The following is a 15,517-nucleotide window of genomic DNA, read 5'->3' as shown; positions in this document are numbered from 1 at the left end:
GCCGGAGCGCCGCCCCGCGAGCAGTCCGGGAGCAGCCCGGGACTCGGCCCGGGTTCAGTCGGTCGCCGTCAGCGCCGCGTGCGCGGCGGCGAGGATCTCCTCGGAGAGCGGCGAGCCCTTGGTGGCACGGGCCAGGAGGAGCGCGCCGAGCAGCGTGCACAGCCGGGTGACGCCGTCCTGCCCGACGGCGCCTTCGGCGTTTGCGGTGCGTTCGGCGCGCTCGGCATTCTCGGTGTTTGCGGCGCGTTCGGCGCCCTCGGCGTGCCCGGCGTGCTCGGCGTCTTCGTCGGCGAGGAAGTCGGCGAACTGGGCCACACCCTCGGTGTAGACGCGCCGCGCCGAGCCGTTCCCGGGCTCCCGCGCGATGTCGGTGACGAGGGCGGCGACCGGGCAGCCGTCGGCCGCGCCGTCGCGGTGCTCGACGGAGAGATAGCTGTCGATCAGCGCGCGCCGGGCCGCCTCGCGCCCCCCGTCGTGCCGTTCGAGCCCGCTCGCGTGGCGCCGGGTGAGCTCGCCGATGGCATGGGCGGTGGCCTCGTCGACGAGCGCCTCTTTGGAGTCGAACTGCTTGTAGAAGGCGCCGTGGGTCAGACCGGCCGCCTTCATGAGGTCGGCGACGCTGACGTGCGTACCCCGCCCACGGAAGAGCCGGGACGCGGTGTCCACGACCCGCCTGCGGTTCTCCTCCGCCTGCGCCTGCGATACGCGGCCCATGGGCCACCTCCCGTTCGGATGTCGACTGGCATCTATCGTAGTGCGGTGGTTAGATTATATTCGTAATCTATTTAGCGCGGGTGCCGTGACGGCCCCGCCGAGCGGTCCGGGAGCAGACATGGAACTGAAGAACGCGGTCGCGGTGGTGACCGGCGCCAACCGGGGACTGGGACGGCACCTCGCCGCCCAGCTCGTCGAGCGCGGCGCGAAGGTCTACGGAGCGGCCCGCCGCCCCGAGACGGTGGATCTGCCGGGCGTCGTCCCGCTGCGGCTGGACGTGACGGACGCCGAGTCGGTGCGGGCCGCGGCCCGCACCGCGGCCGACGCGACCCTGTTGATCAACAACGCGGGCATCTCCACCGGCGCCCCGTTGATCGCGGGTGACCTGGAGGCGGTCCGCCGGGAGATGGAGACCAACTTCTTCGGCCTGCTCGGCGCGGCCCGGGCCTTCGCCCCCGTCATCGAGTCGAACGGCGGCGGCGCCGTGCTCAACGTGCTGTCCGTGCTGTCCTGGTTCCACCCGGCCGGCCTCGGCTCGTACTCCGCGTCCAAGGCCGCGGCATGGGCGCTGAGCAACGCGACCCGGGAGGAACTGGCCCCGCGCGGCATCGCCGTCTCGGCGCTGCACGTCGGCTACATGGACACCGACATGGCCGCGGACGTTCCGGCCGACCAGAAGAGCGACCCCGCGGACGTCGCCGCGCAGGCCCTGGCCGGCATCGAGGCCGACCTGCCCGAGATCGTCGCCGACGAGCTCACCCGGCAGGTCAAGCAGGGCCTGAGCGCCGCGCCTCGGCCGAGCGCGGCCTGAGGCCACCTGTTCCGTACCGGGGGAACCCCGGAACACCCGGGGCGGAGGCGGTCAGTGCGCGAAGCCCCAGTCGAGCATCTTGGTGGCGTCGTCGAAGCGGGTCCGGTCGGTCGCGAGGATCGCGCCGACCAGGGTCCGGTTGTCCCGCTCGGCGGCGAAGACGAGGGAGTACCCGGCCTCGGCACCGCTGCCGGTCTTGATGCCCAGAGCACCGTCGTAGCTGCTCAGCAGGTCATTGGTGTTGACCCAGGTGTAGTACCGGGTGTGACCGTTGGCCGCCGGGGCCTCGGTCTCGAACTGCTTGTTCTTCACGACCTCGGCGAACACCGGCTGCAACATCGCGCGCTGCCCGAGCTTGGCCAGATCGCGGGCGGTGCTGCGGTTGTCGCCGTGCGAGATGCCGTCGAAGGAGTCGAAGTGCGTGCCGGTCAGGCTCAGTTGCCGGGCCTCGGCGTTCATCTGCTCCACGAAGTCGGCGATCCGGGCGTCCTCGGTCTCCCCGGAGCCGAAGGTGTCGGCCAGAGCCCGCGCGGCGTCCGCCCCTGACGGGATCAGCATGGCGTGCAGCAACTGCCTGACGGTCAGCTTGTCGCCGGTCTGGAGATCAGCCGTACTGGCGCCGCTCTGCTGGACGTAGTCACGGTAGGACTGCTTCACGGCGATCTGCCGGTCCAGCCACTCCGGGTGCTTGAGCACCACCAGCGCGGTCATGATCTTGGTCGTGCTGGCCATCGACACGCTCTCGTCGGCCTTGGCCCCGGCCCACATCTCCCGCTCCTGGCTGCCGTCGCGGGCATCCAGCAGGAAGGCGTGGTCGGCCTTGACACTGGGAACGTCCTGGTCCTTGGCGTCCGGCGCGCTCCGACCGGCCGGCGCGGCGCTCGCGCCGCCCAACTGGCCTTGCTCGTCGGCCGCGTGTGTGGCCGTGGGGGTGGCCGCCTCGGCGAGGCCGCCGGCGGCGATCGGCAGGACGGCCCCGACGAGTGCGACCGTCGCGATCCGGGCCCCGGTCCTGTGCAGTCGGTTGGGGCGGGCATGGGAACCCATCGGCATCCCTTCTCCCGGCGCGGGACGCCGGCTCACTGGAATTTCGTTGCACAGTGAACCTACTTGTGCAGTGACGGCCACTGTCAAGATCGCCATGTCATAGCCGCGTAACAGCGCTCGCCTGCATGGAGACGACGTGCAGACAGCTGGTGGGTCCCATGGAGCGCCTTGCGCGTGGCGGCCCAGTGGCGTTGCATGACGCGCCCGCCCGTGGGCACACGGCACCCGGCCTGTCGCGGGCGCCCCTCCCTGCGCCCGTCGCCGAGGGGCCGGTCCACAGGCGCGAACTTCTTGAAGTGCGTACGTCCACGGGGCGCGAGGAGCGCCCGGGCGCGGCGGCGACTGGTCCGCTTCGGTCCGCTTCGGTCCACTTCGGTCCCGGCGATGGACGGCCCTCCCACCGTGCAGTAGACCCCTGAGTAGAGCGCGCTTCGAAAGCCGAGGGGGACCACATGCCGTCGATCAAGGTCGGGCAGTTCAAGGACTTCGTCTTCGCCTGGATGCTGGAGAACGGCGAACGGGCCCACCGCGTACAGCTCCTCGACTGGGGCTGGGAGGGGTGGCTGCAGGCCGAACTCGCGGGCGGTCTGCGGGCGTACGACTCGACGCTGGACGTACGGCGGGAACAGTACGTCTTCGAAGGCCAGCAGCGCAGCGACCTGATGCTCAACGGCTCCAGCGCCGTACCCGGCGAGCGGATCATCGTCGAACTGAAGGCCATGCGCGCCACCGAGTACGTCAAACCCGCCTTCGTCGCGGAGGTCGCGGCGGACGTGGCGAAACTCCAGAACCATCTGAAGGCGACGCACAAGGGCGCCCAACTGCTTGTCCTGGCTTTCTATTTCGACGCCAATGCCCCCGTCCCCCCTGGCTTCCAGCGCAAGGACGTCCACCGTGACCTGGGGGTCTTCTCCCGGGAGATGGTGATTCTCGACTGAGGGCTGAGGGCTGAGGACTGAGGACCGAGGGACGGCGGGTGAGCGGGTGGAAGGCCGGTGAGTGGCCGTCAGGCCCTCACCGGCCGTCCGCCTGGGTGCCGCGCCCGGATCAGTCCCGGTCGGTGTGCTCGCGGAGGATCTTGCGGTTGGTCGCGTCGATGTCGTAGGTCGTCTTGTTCCAGTCGTCGGTGGTGACCACGTCGACGGACCACATGGGGCCGCCCTGGTCGGTGTCGTCGAGCTCGACGGAGGTGACGGTGCCCTTGGTCTTGTTCGTCGCGGTCCCCACGGCCTGCCGCGGCGTCACCGTGGCCTTGGCCAGCCACTTCGCGAGTTCCTGCTTGTCGTCACTGTCCTGGTCCGCGTCGGCCTTCGCCTGGCCGGCCTTGCCCGTGACGGCGTCGACGCGGACGGCGTGCTCCGTACCGTCGTCCGTCGCCACCTTGGCATCCCAGACGGGCTTGTCGGCCGGCCCCTGGAGCTCGATCGAGACGGGCTTCGACTTGTCGACGGCCTTCACGGCGGTGTCGAGCGCCTTGTCGTAGCCGATCTTGGCCTTCGGCACGAGGGCCTTCCGCTCGGCCTGATCCTCCGTCAGCTTGCCGGCCGAGGCGGAGGGCGAGGCCGTCGCCCCGGCACTGCTGGAGGCGGAGCCGCTCTCGGCCCCGCTGTCGTCGTCGCTGTCGCAGCCCGTGATCAGAGATCCGGCCGCCGCCACGGCACACAGCACACCGATGCCCCGCGCGATCGACGAGCGCCGACGCACCGAGGTCACCTTGTCACGTTTCGTAGTCATATGGTTACGTTAAGGGGAGTGCGGGGGTCCGCAAAGCAGCCATGCGGAGGGCGGCCTTGCGGAGGGCGGTGGCGACGACCAGGAGTGCGAGTGCGAGCGCCTCTCTCTGCCCATGTCCGCGCACGCCACCGACTCACCCCGAACGGAGACGCGGTGATCAGCGGCCCAAGGAGACGCGCAGGCCACGGGAGCCCGGCTCTCCCAGGCGTTGCACATGGTGGCCGAAGACCCCGAGCATCGCCACCTCGCAGCCGAGCAGCAGCCGTTCCACCAGGCCGATCAGCTCCCGGCCGCCGAAGCCTGCCGAGTACGCCATGGCCGCGCCCCCGGTCAGCGCCGCCCACGACAGCACCCGCAGCCACCGGACCGTCCCGCCCGCCCCGGGGGTTCCGGCGAGCCGTCGGGCCATGGACAACCCGGCGACGGGCAGCGCGGCGAACGCGGTGACGGAGGCGTACCGATGCACGTACGCGGAGCCGCTCAGGTGTGCGGTGAGGGGGTCGGTCGGCACCAGGGCGGCGATGAGGAGTCCTGCGCCCCAGAGCACCAACAGCACGGACGGCAGGCCGTGTACGGGTATTCGCCGCGCTCTCGCCACCCCCAACAGCACCAGGGACACGGCGCCCAGCAACCCCATGGTGGTCTCGATGGGTCCGCCGCGGTCGAGCGCGGCGAAGTCACTGACCGTCAGCTGGAACGGGCTGAGCCCGGGATCCGTGTCCGAGGGGCTCCACAGGGCCGCACTCACCGCCAGCACGACCGCCGTCCACACGGCGGGCGCGAGAAGACGGCTGGAGCGGCGGGGTGTCGAAGGTGTCATGGCCTCATCGTCGAACGACGCGTACCTGCCACAACACCGGTCCGACCCCGATACACCCCTGAGGTGCCACCCTGAGTCGTACCAGGGCAGTCGGGCTCCACGCCCTCGTCCCGCCCGTGCCCGGCGCCGCCGAGCCGACGGCGCCGGTGCGGCGCCGCGGAATCAGTAATACCCCTTCGTGCCGTCCAACAACTCCCGTACGACGTCCGCGTGTCCCGCGTGCCGCCCGGTCTCCTCGACGAGGTGGATGAGCATCCAGCGGAGGTTGGCGTTGCCGGAACGGTGGTCGGGGTGGCGGCCGACGTCGTCCAGGGAGGCCGCGGCCACGATGTCGTTGCTCCGGGCGCACTGGGCCTCGTACCGCGCGAGCAACTGCGGCAGGGGCACGCCGTCGGTGCGCCAGTCGGCGTCCTCGTCCGTCTCGTCGAAGGAGGGGTTCTGCGTCTTGTCGCCGCCGAGGAACAGCACCTCCAGCCAGAGGTGTTCGACCCACCGCATGTGGCTGATGAGCCCGGCCATCGTCAGCAGCGGCGATGTCGGGATCACCGAGCGGTGTGCGTCCGCCTCGCTCAGGCCATCGCACTTCCATCGCAGGATCTGCCGCTGGAGATCCAGCCAGCCGATCAGCGCGGTGCGCTCGTCGGCCTGCATGGGGGGACGTTCGAGTGAAGGTGCCATGCCTGCGAACGTTAGGGCGCCGGTCCTTCGGCTGTCGCCTGAATTTCCCGGGCCGCCTCAGGCACGCGGGCCCGGGCGTGAGCGCAGCGTCCAGCGCCGTTCCGCGTAGGCGAGGTCGTCGCGCCACAGCCGTCCCGCTGCCGCCCGCATCAAGGGTCGCAGCGCGAAGGACGCGTGCCGCGCGAGGAAGAAGCCGGGGCGGTCGGAGGTGGCGATCACCGCCTCGACGACGGCTGTCCGCGGCGCCGGGTGCCCGGCCGGGGTCAGAGGCGTGGCATGCGTCTCGACCACCGAGTCGCGTCCTTCGCCGTCCGTGATGTGCATGACGACGGTACGGGGTTCCGGTGCCGTGAAGACGGCGCGGACCGGGACGACGAGCCGGGAGGTGAGACGGAAGGAGACCTCCACGACGAACGCGTCCTGGTCCGTCCCGGTGTCCGGGCCCGTGCTCGTGGCGTCGCCCGGAGGGCTGTCGACGACGCGCAGGTCGACGAAGGAGTAGGGGTGGAACCAGGCGCCGTGCCAGGGATCGAGCCGGTTGGCGACGATGTCCTCGGGTTCGCAACGGCCGGCGCCGGTGTAGACGGCGTGGACGGATCGGGCCGGCTCCGGGCGCGGCGGGACGACCGGGCGGTCGAGGGGCTGTTCCTGGCCCGCGGTGTCCAGGCGGACCCACATCAGGACGCCGTCGTCGTGGACCGGCAGGGTGCGCCAGCCCGGCGTGTCCTGGGCGCCGAGGGCGAGGCCGTGCCAGTGGCAGACGAGGACTCCGCACCGCACGGGGCTGTCCTTCAGCGGGGCGCCCAGGTGGGGGCAGGCGCCAGGACCGGCGGCCAGCTTGCCTTCGGCGTCCCGCCAGACGACGAGCTCACGGCCGGCCACGGTGCGCCCGAGCGGCGCCTGACGAGGGACCTCGTCGCTGGCTCCGACGACGTACCAGTTGCCCGACGCCCGTGCCTGCGCCCGTTTCAGGGCGCTCTCGATCACCGAGGGCCGCGCCGCGCGCCAGGTGGGTTCCTGGCGCTCCCACCCCGGTGGGTTCTTGCGCAGGGTCAGGGGGAAGCGGGGCGTCCTGCGGCGGTTGCTCTCGCTCATGCGGCACCCCTGTGCACAGGTTCGGCGGGCCTCGGCCGGGCGGGCGCGGGGTCCGCTTCGCCGGGCCGGGGAAGGGTCTCCGTGGGGGCCGCGCGGTGGCTGATCCGGGCGTGCACGATCCGCGCGAGGCCGTCGAGCGCCACGACCGCGCGGCGGTGGCGCGGGACCACGGCCCGGCGGTGGAGCACGGCGTACCCGTCGTCGGCGACGGCGTCGAGGATGCCCGAGTAGAGCACGAAGGCGCTGCGGATACAGGGCCGGGACACCGGGGCCAGCAGGGCGATCCCCGGCGCCGCTTCGCGGTAGACGTCACGGGTCAGTGCCTCGAACGCCTGGAGCGCGCGCGTGATGCGGGTGTCGGGGCGGCCGGTGTCCCTGCTCCACCGCAACCGGTCCCGGTCGACGCCGTGTGCGCTCAGCAGGTCCCCGGGGACGTAGATCCGCCCGCGGTCGAGGTCCTCCCCGACGTCGCGCAGGAAGTTGGTGAGCTGGAAGGCCACGCCGAGGGCGGCCGCGTAGGGTTCGGCCTCGGTACGCGGCACGGTGGTGCCGAGGACGGGGAGCATCTGCAGTCCGATCACCGCCGCCGAGCCGTGCATGTAGCGACGCAGATCGGCGTAGGTGGGGTAGTCCGTGACGGTGAGGTCGTCCCGCATCGCCGTCATGAAGTCGTGGAAGTGGCGGGGGTCGATCGCGTAGCGGTGCGCGGTGTCGGCGAGGGCGTGCACGACGGGTTCGGTGCTGTGGCGGGTGGTCAGGCCGTGCCGCAGGCTGGTCGACAGGTTCTCCAGCGCGGCGGTGCGGTCCGGGCGGTCGAGGTGGCCGCCCTGCGCGTCCACGATGTCGTCGGCCCAGCGGGCGAAGCCGTACAGGGCGTGGACGGCGGGGCGCCGGTGGGCGGGGAGGAGCCGGGTGGCGAGGAAGTAGGTCTTGCCGTGGCGGGCGTTGAGCCGGCGGCAGTGGGTGTAGGCGTGGCGCAGCGCCGGATCGGTGAGGCCGGCGGCGTCGAGCTCTCGGGCGGTCACGCGGATGCTCCTCCATGGGTCGTGGACCGGTCGCGGGCGCGGGGCGCCGAAGCGGTACGGGCTCCGGTGATCCGGGCGGCGGCGAGCTTTCCGGACAGCAGGACCGTGGGGACGCCGACCCCGGGCGTCGTCCCGCAGCCGGCGAGCACCACGTTCGCGGTTCCGCGGACGAGGTTGCGGGGGCGGAAGGGGCCGGTCTGGGCGAAGGTGTGGGCGGCGGAGAAGGGGGTGCCCGCGCCGTGCTTGTGGGCGTGCCAGTCGGCGGGGGTGACGAGGCACTGTTCGTCGATGGCGGTGCTGATGCCGTCCAGGCCGCGCCGTTCCAGTTCGGTGAGGAGTTCGGCGCGGTAGCGGGGCGCGAGGTCGCCCCATTGCGCGGGGCTCGGGCCGATGTCCGTGTTGGGGCAGGGCGCCAGGATGTAGTGCAGATGCCGGCCGGGGGGTGCCAGGGCCGGGTCGGTCGCGGTGGGCCGGGTGATGAGGAGGGAGGGGTCGCTCATCAGGCGGCCGTGCCGGGTCAGTTCGTCGAAGGTGTCGTGCCAGGCCGCCCCGAACGAGAGGGTGTGGTGGGCCAGTTGGGGCCAGGTGCGGTCGGTCCCGGCGTGCAGGATCACCGCCGAGGGGGCGCGGCGCAGGGGTACGGAGCGGCGCGGGGCGCGGCCCAGGAGGTGGTAGGCGACGGGGAGGTCGGGGGTGAGGACGACGGCGTCGCACGGGATGCGTTCGGTGTCGGTCACCACGGCGGTGACGCGGTCGCCGGTGCGTTCCAGGCGCTCCACCTGCCGGCCGTAGCGCAGATCGGCGCCGGCTGCCGCGGCGGCGTCGGCCATGGCCTGCGGGAGGGCGTGCATGCCGCCGCGGGGGAAGTACACGCCGGCGACGGTGTCCATGTAGGCGATGACGGCGTAGGCGGCCAGGGCGCGGGCCGGGGGGACCCCGGCGTACAGGGCCTGGAAGGAGAAGACGCGGCGCAGCCGTTCGTCCTTGATGAACCGGCTGATCTGCGCGTCCATGCGGCCGAAGCCGCCGAGCGCGGCCAGTCGGGCCAGGTCGGGGGTGAGCAGCTGGAACGGTGAGTCGAAGTTGGTGTCGATGAAATGCTTCATCTGGGCCCGGTAGAGGCGGTGCAGCCAGTGGCGCAGGCGGGTGTATCCGGCTGCTTCCGCCGGGCCGGCGAAGTCTCTGACGGCCTGTTCCATGGCCGCCGCGTCGGTGTGCACGTCGAGGGTGCTGCCGTCGGCGAACGAGGCCCGGTAGGCGGGGTGGAGCGCGATGAGTTCCACCCGGTCGCGCAGCCGTTCCCCGACGGCGGCGAAGGCTTCGTCGGCCAGGTGGGGCATGGTCAGCACGGTGGGTCCTGTGTCGATCAGGTAGCCCCCGCGCACCAGCCGTCCCGCGCGGCCCCCGGGCAGGTCGTCGCGTTCCACCAGGGTGACGCGGCGGCCTGCGCCCAGCAGGTGGAGCGTGGCCGCGAGACCGGACAGGCCCGCGCCCACGACGACCACGTGGTCCGTCCTTCCTCCTACGGTCCTCACCTGGCCGCTCCTTCACCGGTGGCGCTCGACAGGCCGCGGGCCGTGTCACCGGCCGGGGCGGGGGCCTCGGCCGCCTGGCGCATCAGGCTCCGCAGGCGGGCGCGGGCGACGGGATCGAGGGGGGCGGTGTCCAGCTCGCCCATGCTCCGTGCGACCAGGCGGCTGATCTTCTCCTCGACGCTGCGCCGGGCGCCGGTGCGTTCGAGCACGAGCCGGACCTCGTCGAGGTCGCCCTCGTCCAGGCCCGGTCGGCCCAGGCAGTCCTTCAGGACCTGGAGGGACGTGCGGTCGTCGTCGGACGCGGCCCGCGCGTGGGCCAGGGCGACCAGGTAGGTGGGTTTGCCGGCCCGCAGGTCGCCGCCGGCGGGCTTGCCGCGGAGGGAGGCGCCGGCGAACACGTCGTTGAGGTCGTTGCGCAGTTGGAAGGCCAGACCGGCGCCGCGGCCGGCCGAGCTCAGGGCGCGCTGGATCCGCCCGTCCGCATTGCCCAGGATCGCGCCGAGCTGGAGGGGGCGTTCCACGGTGTAGAGGGCGGTCTTGAGGCACGCGGCGCTGATCGCCTGGGTGAGAGACCTGGTCTGCGTGGCCTCTCCCTGGACGTCGAGGTACTGGCCGGCGACCATCTCCATGCGCATGCGCGACCAGGTCTCGCGGATACGGGTGGCGTACCGGCCCGGCAGGTGAAGGGCGGCGGCCTCGTCGTCGGCCCAGGCCAGCGCGAGGTCCCCGGCGAGGATCGCGGCCGCTTCGCCGAACCGGTGGCGGCCGGGGTGCGCGGATGCCGCGTACTGCGCGGCGCAGTCGACGTGCAGCGCGGGCCGGCCGCGCCGGGTGGGGGCCTGGTCCATCACGTCGTCGTGGATGAGGGCGCAGGTCTGCAGGAGTTCGAGTGCCACGCCCAGTTGGAGGGCCGCCTCGGTCTGTTCGTGGTCGGGCGGACCGCAGGCGCGCAGGCCCCACCACAAGAACTGCGGACGTATGCGCCGCCCGCCGCCGAGCGTGAGGCGGGCCACGCGCTCGGCCACGTCGGCGCCGAAGGTGGCGTCGACGGCGGTGGCCTGGGCGACCCGGCGGGACAGCAGCCCGTCCAGGCGGCGTTCGACCGTCTGCGCTACCCCGGCGTCGATCCGGCGCACGTGCGGGGGGATCAGCGGGCGGCTGTCGCCGCCGAGGGAACCGTCGCCCGGGCGGGGGCCGTTGTCCGCGAACGGGCCGCGGTCCGCCGGGCCGGCCCCGTCGTGCGGCGCAACAGCCGTGGTGGCGCCTGTTGCCTCATCGGCGGGCATGTCGGCTCCTTCGGGGTGGCGAGGGCTGGCAAAGTGCTGTCCAGAGGCATTCCTTGTCTCCCACGTGATCGGATGCACCGCCCTGCGGCAACCTGAGCGCCCGCGGCCGTCGCCGGGTCCGCGGCGCGCTCCGGATCCGCGGATCGGCGCATCCGTGATCGGTCGCGGAGCGGAAGGGTTTGTCGGAGCGAGCGCTTCAGAAGCCGGAGGTGAGTGTGCGGTCGGACATGGTGATCATCGGTGCCGGGGCCGCGGGGCTCTCGCTGGCGGAGCAGCTGGGCGCCGCGGAGGGCCGGTCCCCGCTGACCGTGCGTCTGGTCCAGGCGCCGCCCGGGCCGCTGCGGCCGCCCTCGCGGACATGGTGTTTCTGGGAGAACGGCCCGGGCCGCTACGACGAGGCCGTCACCGCGTCCTGGCACCGCATGCGGGTGCGCGGCCCCGACGGGCACGTGGTGGACGCGGACACCGGCGCCCTGCGGTACAAGATGATCCGCTCCGACGACTTCGAGGCGGTGGTCGCACGGCGGCTGGCCGGGCGCCGTGGACTGACCTGTACGGAAGGAACGGTCGAGGCCGTCGAGGGGGTCACCGGCGGTGCGAACGTGCTGGTGCGCACCGTGGACGGCCGACAGGAGACCCTGCCCGCGCGCTGGGTGTTCGACTCGCGGCCGCTCGGCAGCCTCCCCCGGGCACGGACGACACTGCTGCAACATTTCCGCGGCTGGTTCGTGCGCACGGACCGGCCCGCCTTCGACCCGGGCTCCGTGGAGCTGATGGACTTCCGCACCCCGCAGCCCGAGCGTGGCCTGGCCTTCACCTACGTACTGCCGACCAGTCCGAGCAGCGCGCTGGTGGAGTACACGCAGTTCTCGGCGGCGCTGCTGCCGTCGGACCACTACGACCGGGCCCTGGAGAGCTATCTGCGCTCCGTCCTCGGGATCCGCGACTTCCAGGTGGAGGCGCGCGAGGAGGGGGTGATCCCCATGACCGACGCCCGGTTCGCCCGCCAGAGCGGTGAATCCGTCTTCCGGATCGGCGCGGCCGGCGGCTGCACCCGTCCGTCGACGGGTTACACCTTCGCCGCCATCCAGCGCCAGACGTCGGCCATCGCCGCCGCCGTGCTCGCGGGGCGCCGCCCGATGCCACCGGCCCCCCACTCCACACGCTCCCACGCGATGGACGCGGTCCTGCTGCACGCCCTGGCGAGCGGCGGGCTCGACGGCGCGGCCTTCTTCACGCGGCTGTTCTCGCGGGTCCCCACCGAACGGCTGCTGCGCTTCCTCGACGGCGCCACCACGCTGTACGAGGACCTGTCCATCGGGCTGAACAGCCCGGTCCTGCCCCTGTTGCGCAGCGCGCTGGTGCTCCCCACCCGCCCGCTGCGCCCCTCCCCGACACCCTGACGTGCCGGGGTTCTCGTCAAGGAGACCCATGCCCACCCTGCGCGACGCCTCCCTCGCCCGGGCGTTCGACCATGCCGCACGCAGCTACGACGCCCTGGTGCGGGCCAACCCCGGTTACCACGCCCATCTGCGGCGCTCGGTGCGCCGCCTCGGCCACTCCGGGCGCGGGCGGTCGCTGCGCGTGCTCGACCTGGGGTGCGGTACCGGCGCGTCGACCGCGGCCCTCCTGTCGGTGCTGCCCGAGGCGGAGATCACCGCGGTGGACGCGTCGGCCGGGATGCTGGAGCGGGCGGCGGCCAAACGCTGGCCGGACAACGTCACCTTCGTCCACGCGCCGGCGGAGCGGCTGGCCGAGGCCGGCGTCCGCGGCCCGTTCGACGCGGTCCTCGCCGCCTACCTGTTCCGCAACACGGCCGACCCGGACCGGATCCTGTCCGCGGTGCGTGACGTGCTCGCACCTGGCGGCCGACTGGCCGTGCACGACTACACGCTCAGCGGCAGGCGCCACCACCGCGCCCTGTGGTCGGTCGTGTGTGCCGGGCTCCTGCCGGTCACCACCGCCCTGGGCGACGGCGCCCTGTACCGCCATCTGTGGCGCAGTGTCATCGAGTTCGACACCGCCGATGTCTTCGCCGCCCGGCTGACGGCCGCGGGGTTCGCGCAGGTGCGCATCCTGCCGTTGCCCGGCTGGCAGACCGGCATCACGCACACCGTCGTGGGCCGGGTGCCGGAGGGGCGGGGGCCGGACGGTGCGAGGCCGCCGGACGGCCGGGGACCGGACGAGGGGCTCCGCGGATGAAGCGCCGACACCCGCTGCCGCCGGGCGCGCGGGACCGCCGGGCCGTATACCTGCCGGCCTCTCCCGGATCCTCCGGGGCCGGCGGCGCGCCCCCGTCGGCGGCCGTCGTCGGAGGAGGGATCGCCGGTCTCGCGGCCGCCGTCGGGCTGGCCGAACGCGGGGTGCGCGTCACCCTCTTCGAACGCGAGAGCACGCTCGGCGGGCGTCTTGCCGGCTGGCGCACCCAGCTCGCCGACGGGTCGTCGGCCACGATGAGCCGCGGCTTCCACGCCTTCTTCCGTCAGTACTACAACCTGCGGGCTCTGCTGCGCCGCACCGATCCGCGGCTGGAGCGGCTGACGCCCCTGCCCGACTATCCGCTGTGGCACGCGTCCGGGACGCGGGACAGCTTCCGACATGTCCCGCGCACGCCACCGTGGAGCGCCATGGGGTTTGCCTTGCGCAGCCCCACCTTCACCCCCCGCGACCTGCCCCGGATGAACGCCCGGGCGGCCCTGCCACTGATGGACGTACGCGTTCCGGAGATCTACGAACGGCTGGACTCGGTCAGCGCCCACGGCCTCCTGGCCTCGATCCGGTTCCCCGAGGCCGCCCACCACCTGGCCTTCGAGGTGTTCTCGCGCAGCTTCTTCGCCGATCCGCGCCGGCTCTCGGCTGCCGAGATGGCGCTGATGTTCCACATCTACTTCCTCGGGTCGGCCGAGGGGCTCCTGTTCGACGTGCCCAACGCCCCCTTTCCGACCGCTCTCTGGGACCCCCTGAGCGACTACCTGGAGAGCCTGGGCGTCGATGTCCGGGTGTCCGAACCGGTCGACCGTGTCGCCCCGGCGCCGGGCGGCGGCTTTCAGGTGGACGCGGGAGCGCACACACGCCACTACGACGCCTGTGTTCTCGCGCTCGAGACGGGCGGCCTGCAACATCTGCTCCGGCGCAGCCCCGGTCTGGCCGACGAGGACTGGTACGCCCGCGTCGCGCGCCTGCGGACCGCGCCCGCCTTCCTCGTCTCCCGACTGTGGCTCGACCGGCCGGTCGCCGCCGACCGGGCGGGCTTTCTCGGGACCAGCGGCTACGCCGGCCTCGACAACGTGAGTGTGCTGGATCGGTGGGAGCACGAGGCGCACAACTGGGCGCGCCGCACGGGCGGTTCGGTGGTCGAACTGCACGCCTACGCCGTCGCGGACGACGCCGACCGGGAGGTCGAGCAGAAGCGCCTCATCGACCAGTTGCATCGGCTGTATCCCGAGACCCGCGCGGCGCGAGTCGTCGACGTCCGGCACGAATGGCGTCAGGACTGCCCGATGTTCGCCGTGGACGGATACGACGACCGGCCCACCGTGCGCACGTCGAACCCCTCCCTCATGGTCGCCGGTGACCTGGTGCGCACCGCGCTGCCGGTGGCTCTGATGGAACGGGCCGCGACCAGTGGCATGCTCGCGGCCAACGCGCTGCTCGGGCGGTGGGGGCTCCGGGGCCACGAGCTGTGGACCGTACCGTCTCGCGGCCGGAACGCCCTGCTGCGACAACTCGCGCGGTGGGGCGCCGCGTCCGGACGCGGGACGGACTAGGGCCTGTCCAGCGTCTTCATGAGCGCTTGCGCCATGGCCTGCTGGCCCTTGGCGTTGGGGTGGGCCGGAGCCGCCGGTGAGGTCGGGCTCAGCGGTTCGATCCAGCGATCGGCCGGGGCCTTGCACATGTCATGGCCCACCGTCGGGCGGTACGTGTCCACGTACTCGGCCCGGTTCAGGAGCGCGACCGCGCGCAGCATGACGTTCAGGCGCTTGCCCGTGTCCCGTAGGTAGGGGAAGTCCTTCGCGGCGAACGGGACCGACGGGTAGCAGCCCGTTCCGTCGTCGGGCAGGAGGTCGGGGTAGCCGACGACGACCACGCGCGCGTGGGGGGCCTTGGCGTGTACCGCCCGCAGCACGCGGGCCACCTTGGGCGCCGTCTGAAGGATCTTCACCGTCAACTGATCGTGGCCCGACGCCCCGTAGTACTGCTGACAGGGGTTGCCGTTCACGTCCTTCGCGCTGAGCGCCGCACACGTGCCGATGATCGAGCCGAAGCCGATGTCGTTGCCGCCGATCTGCACGGTCACGAGGTCGGTGTCGCGTTCGACGGCGTCCAGCTGGGGTCCGTTGCTCCCCTGCGCCTGCCACATCTCGGCGGTGGTCGCGCCGCCGCAGCTGACATCCGTGAACGACGTCGCCTTGCGCTCGCGCGCGGTGATCGACGGGTAGTTGTGGTCGGAGCGCGCGCAGTCCGCGTCGACCTGGCGGGGGATCAGCGGCCCGGAGGTGTACGAGTCCCCCAGCGCCACGTAGTTCGAGTGCGGCTCCCCGTGCCGCTCCCCCGCGGCGGAGGCCGTTCCGGCGGTGCCGGCGGCAAGCACGCAACTGCCCACCACGGCGAGCACCACCGCGGTACGTCGCTTCGATACGGCCTCGCCCGGACGTGTCTGTCTCATCATCATGCCCCTCCCCTGAAGCCAACGTCGTCTGTATACCGGCCGGTACGCCATGAGGCCAGCAGTCGTACCGACTCGGCTCACGCCAGAGACCCCATGGGGAGTC

Annotated in this window: 15 protein-coding genes; 5 read left to right on the top strand and 10 right to left on the bottom strand. The window is 72.6% G+C overall.

Features of this window, described 5'->3' with window-relative positions:
- Positions 1–54: 54 nt before the first annotated feature.
- A complete protein-coding gene (locus tag ACZ45E_RS35190) occupies positions 55–714 on the bottom strand; it encodes a TetR/AcrR family transcriptional regulator (RefSeq protein ID WP_468229146.1) in 660 nt (219 codons plus the stop codon).
- 118 nt (positions 715–832) lie between these two features.
- On the opposite strand from ACZ45E_RS35190, the gene ACZ45E_RS35185 reads away from it, so the two are divergent.
- Complete coding sequence (locus ACZ45E_RS35185; RefSeq protein WP_468229143.1) at positions 833–1,525, top strand: SDR family oxidoreductase; 693 nt, start codon at positions 833–835, stop codon at positions 1,523–1,525.
- A 51-nt stretch (positions 1,526–1,576) separates the two neighbouring features.
- Here ACZ45E_RS35185 and ACZ45E_RS35180 read toward each other — a convergent pair whose 3' ends face one another.
- The gene (locus tag ACZ45E_RS35180) at positions 1,577–2,572 is read right to left on the bottom strand and encodes a D-alanyl-D-alanine carboxypeptidase family protein (protein WP_468229140.1); all 996 of its coding nucleotides are present in this window, start codon (positions 2,570–2,572) and stop codon (positions 1,577–1,579) included.
- Positions 2,573–3,024: 452 nt separating this feature from the next.
- On the opposite strand from ACZ45E_RS35180, the gene ACZ45E_RS35175 reads away from it, so the two are divergent.
- On the top strand, positions 3,025–3,510 hold the full coding sequence (locus tag ACZ45E_RS35175; RefSeq protein ID WP_468229137.1) for a hypothetical protein: 486 nt from the start codon (positions 3,025–3,027) through the stop codon (positions 3,508–3,510).
- Between the two features lie 109 nt (positions 3,511–3,619).
- Here the strand turns inward: ACZ45E_RS35175 and ACZ45E_RS35170 are convergent, their stop codons facing one another.
- The 7 genes from ACZ45E_RS35170 to ACZ45E_RS35140 form a co-directional block, all read right to left on the bottom strand.
- Positions 3,620–4,306 carry a PepSY domain-containing protein gene (locus ACZ45E_RS35170; RefSeq protein WP_468229134.1) on the bottom strand — a complete coding sequence of 229 codons (687 nt, stop codon included), beginning with the start codon at positions 4,304–4,306 and terminating at the stop codon, positions 3,620–3,622.
- A gap of 157 nt (positions 4,307–4,463) precedes the next feature.
- Complete coding sequence (locus tag ACZ45E_RS35165; protein ID WP_468229131.1) at positions 4,464–5,126, bottom strand: DUF998 domain-containing protein; 663 nt, start codon at positions 5,124–5,126, stop codon at positions 4,464–4,466.
- Positions 5,127–5,288: 162 nt separating this feature from the next.
- On the bottom strand, positions 5,289–5,804 hold the full coding sequence (locus ACZ45E_RS35160) for a DinB family protein (RefSeq protein ID WP_468229128.1): 516 nt from the start codon (positions 5,802–5,804) through the stop codon (positions 5,289–5,291).
- A gap of 57 nt (positions 5,805–5,861) precedes the next feature.
- A complete protein-coding gene (locus tag ACZ45E_RS35155; RefSeq protein ID WP_468229125.1) occupies positions 5,862–6,899 on the bottom strand; it encodes a DUF5914 domain-containing protein in 1,038 nt (345 codons plus the stop codon).
- Positions 6,896–7,924, bottom strand: a complete 1,029-nt coding sequence (locus ACZ45E_RS35150) for a phytoene/squalene synthase family protein (RefSeq protein ID WP_468229122.1) — start codon at positions 7,922–7,924, stop codon at positions 6,896–6,898. Before ACZ45E_RS35150 ends, ACZ45E_RS35155 begins: the two co-directional genes overlap by 4 nt.
- Entirely contained in the window at positions 7,921–9,459 is a 1,539-nt protein-coding gene (gene crtI, locus ACZ45E_RS35145; protein WP_468229119.1) for a phytoene desaturase family protein, read from the bottom strand. The genes ACZ45E_RS35150 and crtI overlap by 4 nt, the downstream gene beginning before the upstream one ends.
- The gene (locus ACZ45E_RS35140) at positions 9,456–10,745 is read right to left on the bottom strand and encodes a polyprenyl synthetase family protein (RefSeq protein ID WP_468229116.1); all 1,290 of its coding nucleotides are present in this window, start codon (positions 10,743–10,745) and stop codon (positions 9,456–9,458) included. The genes crtI and ACZ45E_RS35140 overlap by 4 nt, the downstream gene beginning before the upstream one ends.
- 209 nt (positions 10,746–10,954) lie before the next feature.
- Between ACZ45E_RS35140 and ACZ45E_RS35135 the strand changes: the two genes are divergently transcribed.
- Genes ACZ45E_RS35135 through ACZ45E_RS35125 form a run of 3 tightly spaced genes read left to right on the top strand, consistent with a single transcriptional unit; the run spans position 10,955 to position 14,512 of the window.
- Complete coding sequence (locus ACZ45E_RS35135) at positions 10,955–12,148, top strand: lycopene cyclase family protein (RefSeq protein WP_468229113.1); 1,194 nt, start codon at positions 10,955–10,957, stop codon at positions 12,146–12,148.
- A 28-nt stretch (positions 12,149–12,176) separates the two neighbouring features.
- Positions 12,177–12,947 (top strand): methyltransferase domain-containing protein, encoded by a 771-nt coding sequence (locus ACZ45E_RS35130; protein ID WP_468229110.1) that lies wholly within the window; start codon positions 12,177–12,179, stop codon positions 12,945–12,947.
- Positions 12,944–14,512 carry an FAD-dependent oxidoreductase gene (locus ACZ45E_RS35125; RefSeq protein ID WP_468229107.1) on the top strand — a complete coding sequence of 523 codons (1,569 nt, stop codon included), beginning with the start codon at positions 12,944–12,946 and terminating at the stop codon, positions 14,510–14,512. The genes ACZ45E_RS35130 and ACZ45E_RS35125 overlap by 4 nt, the downstream gene beginning before the upstream one ends.
- Here ACZ45E_RS35125 and ACZ45E_RS35120 read toward each other — a convergent pair.
- On the bottom strand, positions 14,509–15,414 hold the full coding sequence (locus tag ACZ45E_RS35120) for an SGNH/GDSL hydrolase family protein (protein ID WP_468229267.1): 906 nt from the start codon (positions 15,412–15,414) through the stop codon (positions 14,509–14,511). The genes ACZ45E_RS35125 and ACZ45E_RS35120 overlap by 4 nt on opposite strands.
- Positions 15,415–15,517: the final 103 nt, after the last annotated feature.

It is taken from the genome of Streptomyces sp. NPDC030991 (assembly GCF_055571235.1).
This window is presented reverse-complemented; position numbering and strand designations above follow the sequence as displayed.

Bases quoted from the DNA above. Each gene is read 5' to 3' on its own strand.
- ACZ45E_RS35190 (WP_468229146.1), bottom strand. From the start codon at position 714: ATGGGCCGCGTATCGCAGGCGCAGGCGGAGGAGAACCGCAGGCGGGTC.
- ACZ45E_RS35185 (WP_468229143.1), top strand. From the start codon at position 833: ATGGAACTGAAGAACGCGGTCGCGGTGGTGACCGGCGCCAACCGGGGA.
- ACZ45E_RS35180 (WP_468229140.1), bottom strand. From the start codon at position 2,572: ATGGGTTCCCATGCCCGCCCCAACCGACTGCACAGGACCGGGGCCCGG.
- ACZ45E_RS35175 (WP_468229137.1), top strand. From the start codon at position 3,025: ATGCCGTCGATCAAGGTCGGGCAGTTCAAGGACTTCGTCTTCGCCTGG.
- ACZ45E_RS35170 (WP_468229134.1), bottom strand. From the start codon at position 4,306: ATGACTACGAAACGTGACAAGGTGACCTCGGTGCGTCGGCGCTCGTCG.
- ACZ45E_RS35165 (WP_468229131.1), bottom strand. From the start codon at position 5,126: ATGACACCTTCGACACCCCGCCGCTCCAGCCGTCTTCTCGCGCCCGCC.
- ACZ45E_RS35160 (WP_468229128.1), bottom strand. From the start codon at position 5,804: ATGGCACCTTCACTCGAACGTCCCCCCATGCAGGCCGACGAGCGCACC.
- ACZ45E_RS35155 (WP_468229125.1), bottom strand. From the start codon at position 6,899: ATGAGCGAGAGCAACCGCCGCAGGACGCCCCGCTTCCCCCTGACCCTG.
- ACZ45E_RS35140 (WP_468229116.1), bottom strand. From the start codon at position 10,745: ATGCCCGCCGATGAGGCAACAGGCGCCACCACGGCTGTTGCGCCGCAC.
- ACZ45E_RS35130 (WP_468229110.1), top strand. From the start codon at position 12,177: ATGCCCACCCTGCGCGACGCCTCCCTCGCCCGGGCGTTCGACCATGCC.
- ACZ45E_RS35125 (WP_468229107.1), top strand. From the start codon at position 12,944: ATGAAGCGCCGACACCCGCTGCCGCCGGGCGCGCGGGACCGCCGGGCC.
- ACZ45E_RS35120 (WP_468229267.1), bottom strand. From the start codon at position 15,414: ATGATGAGACAGACACGTCCGGGCGAGGCCGTATCGAAGCGACGTACC.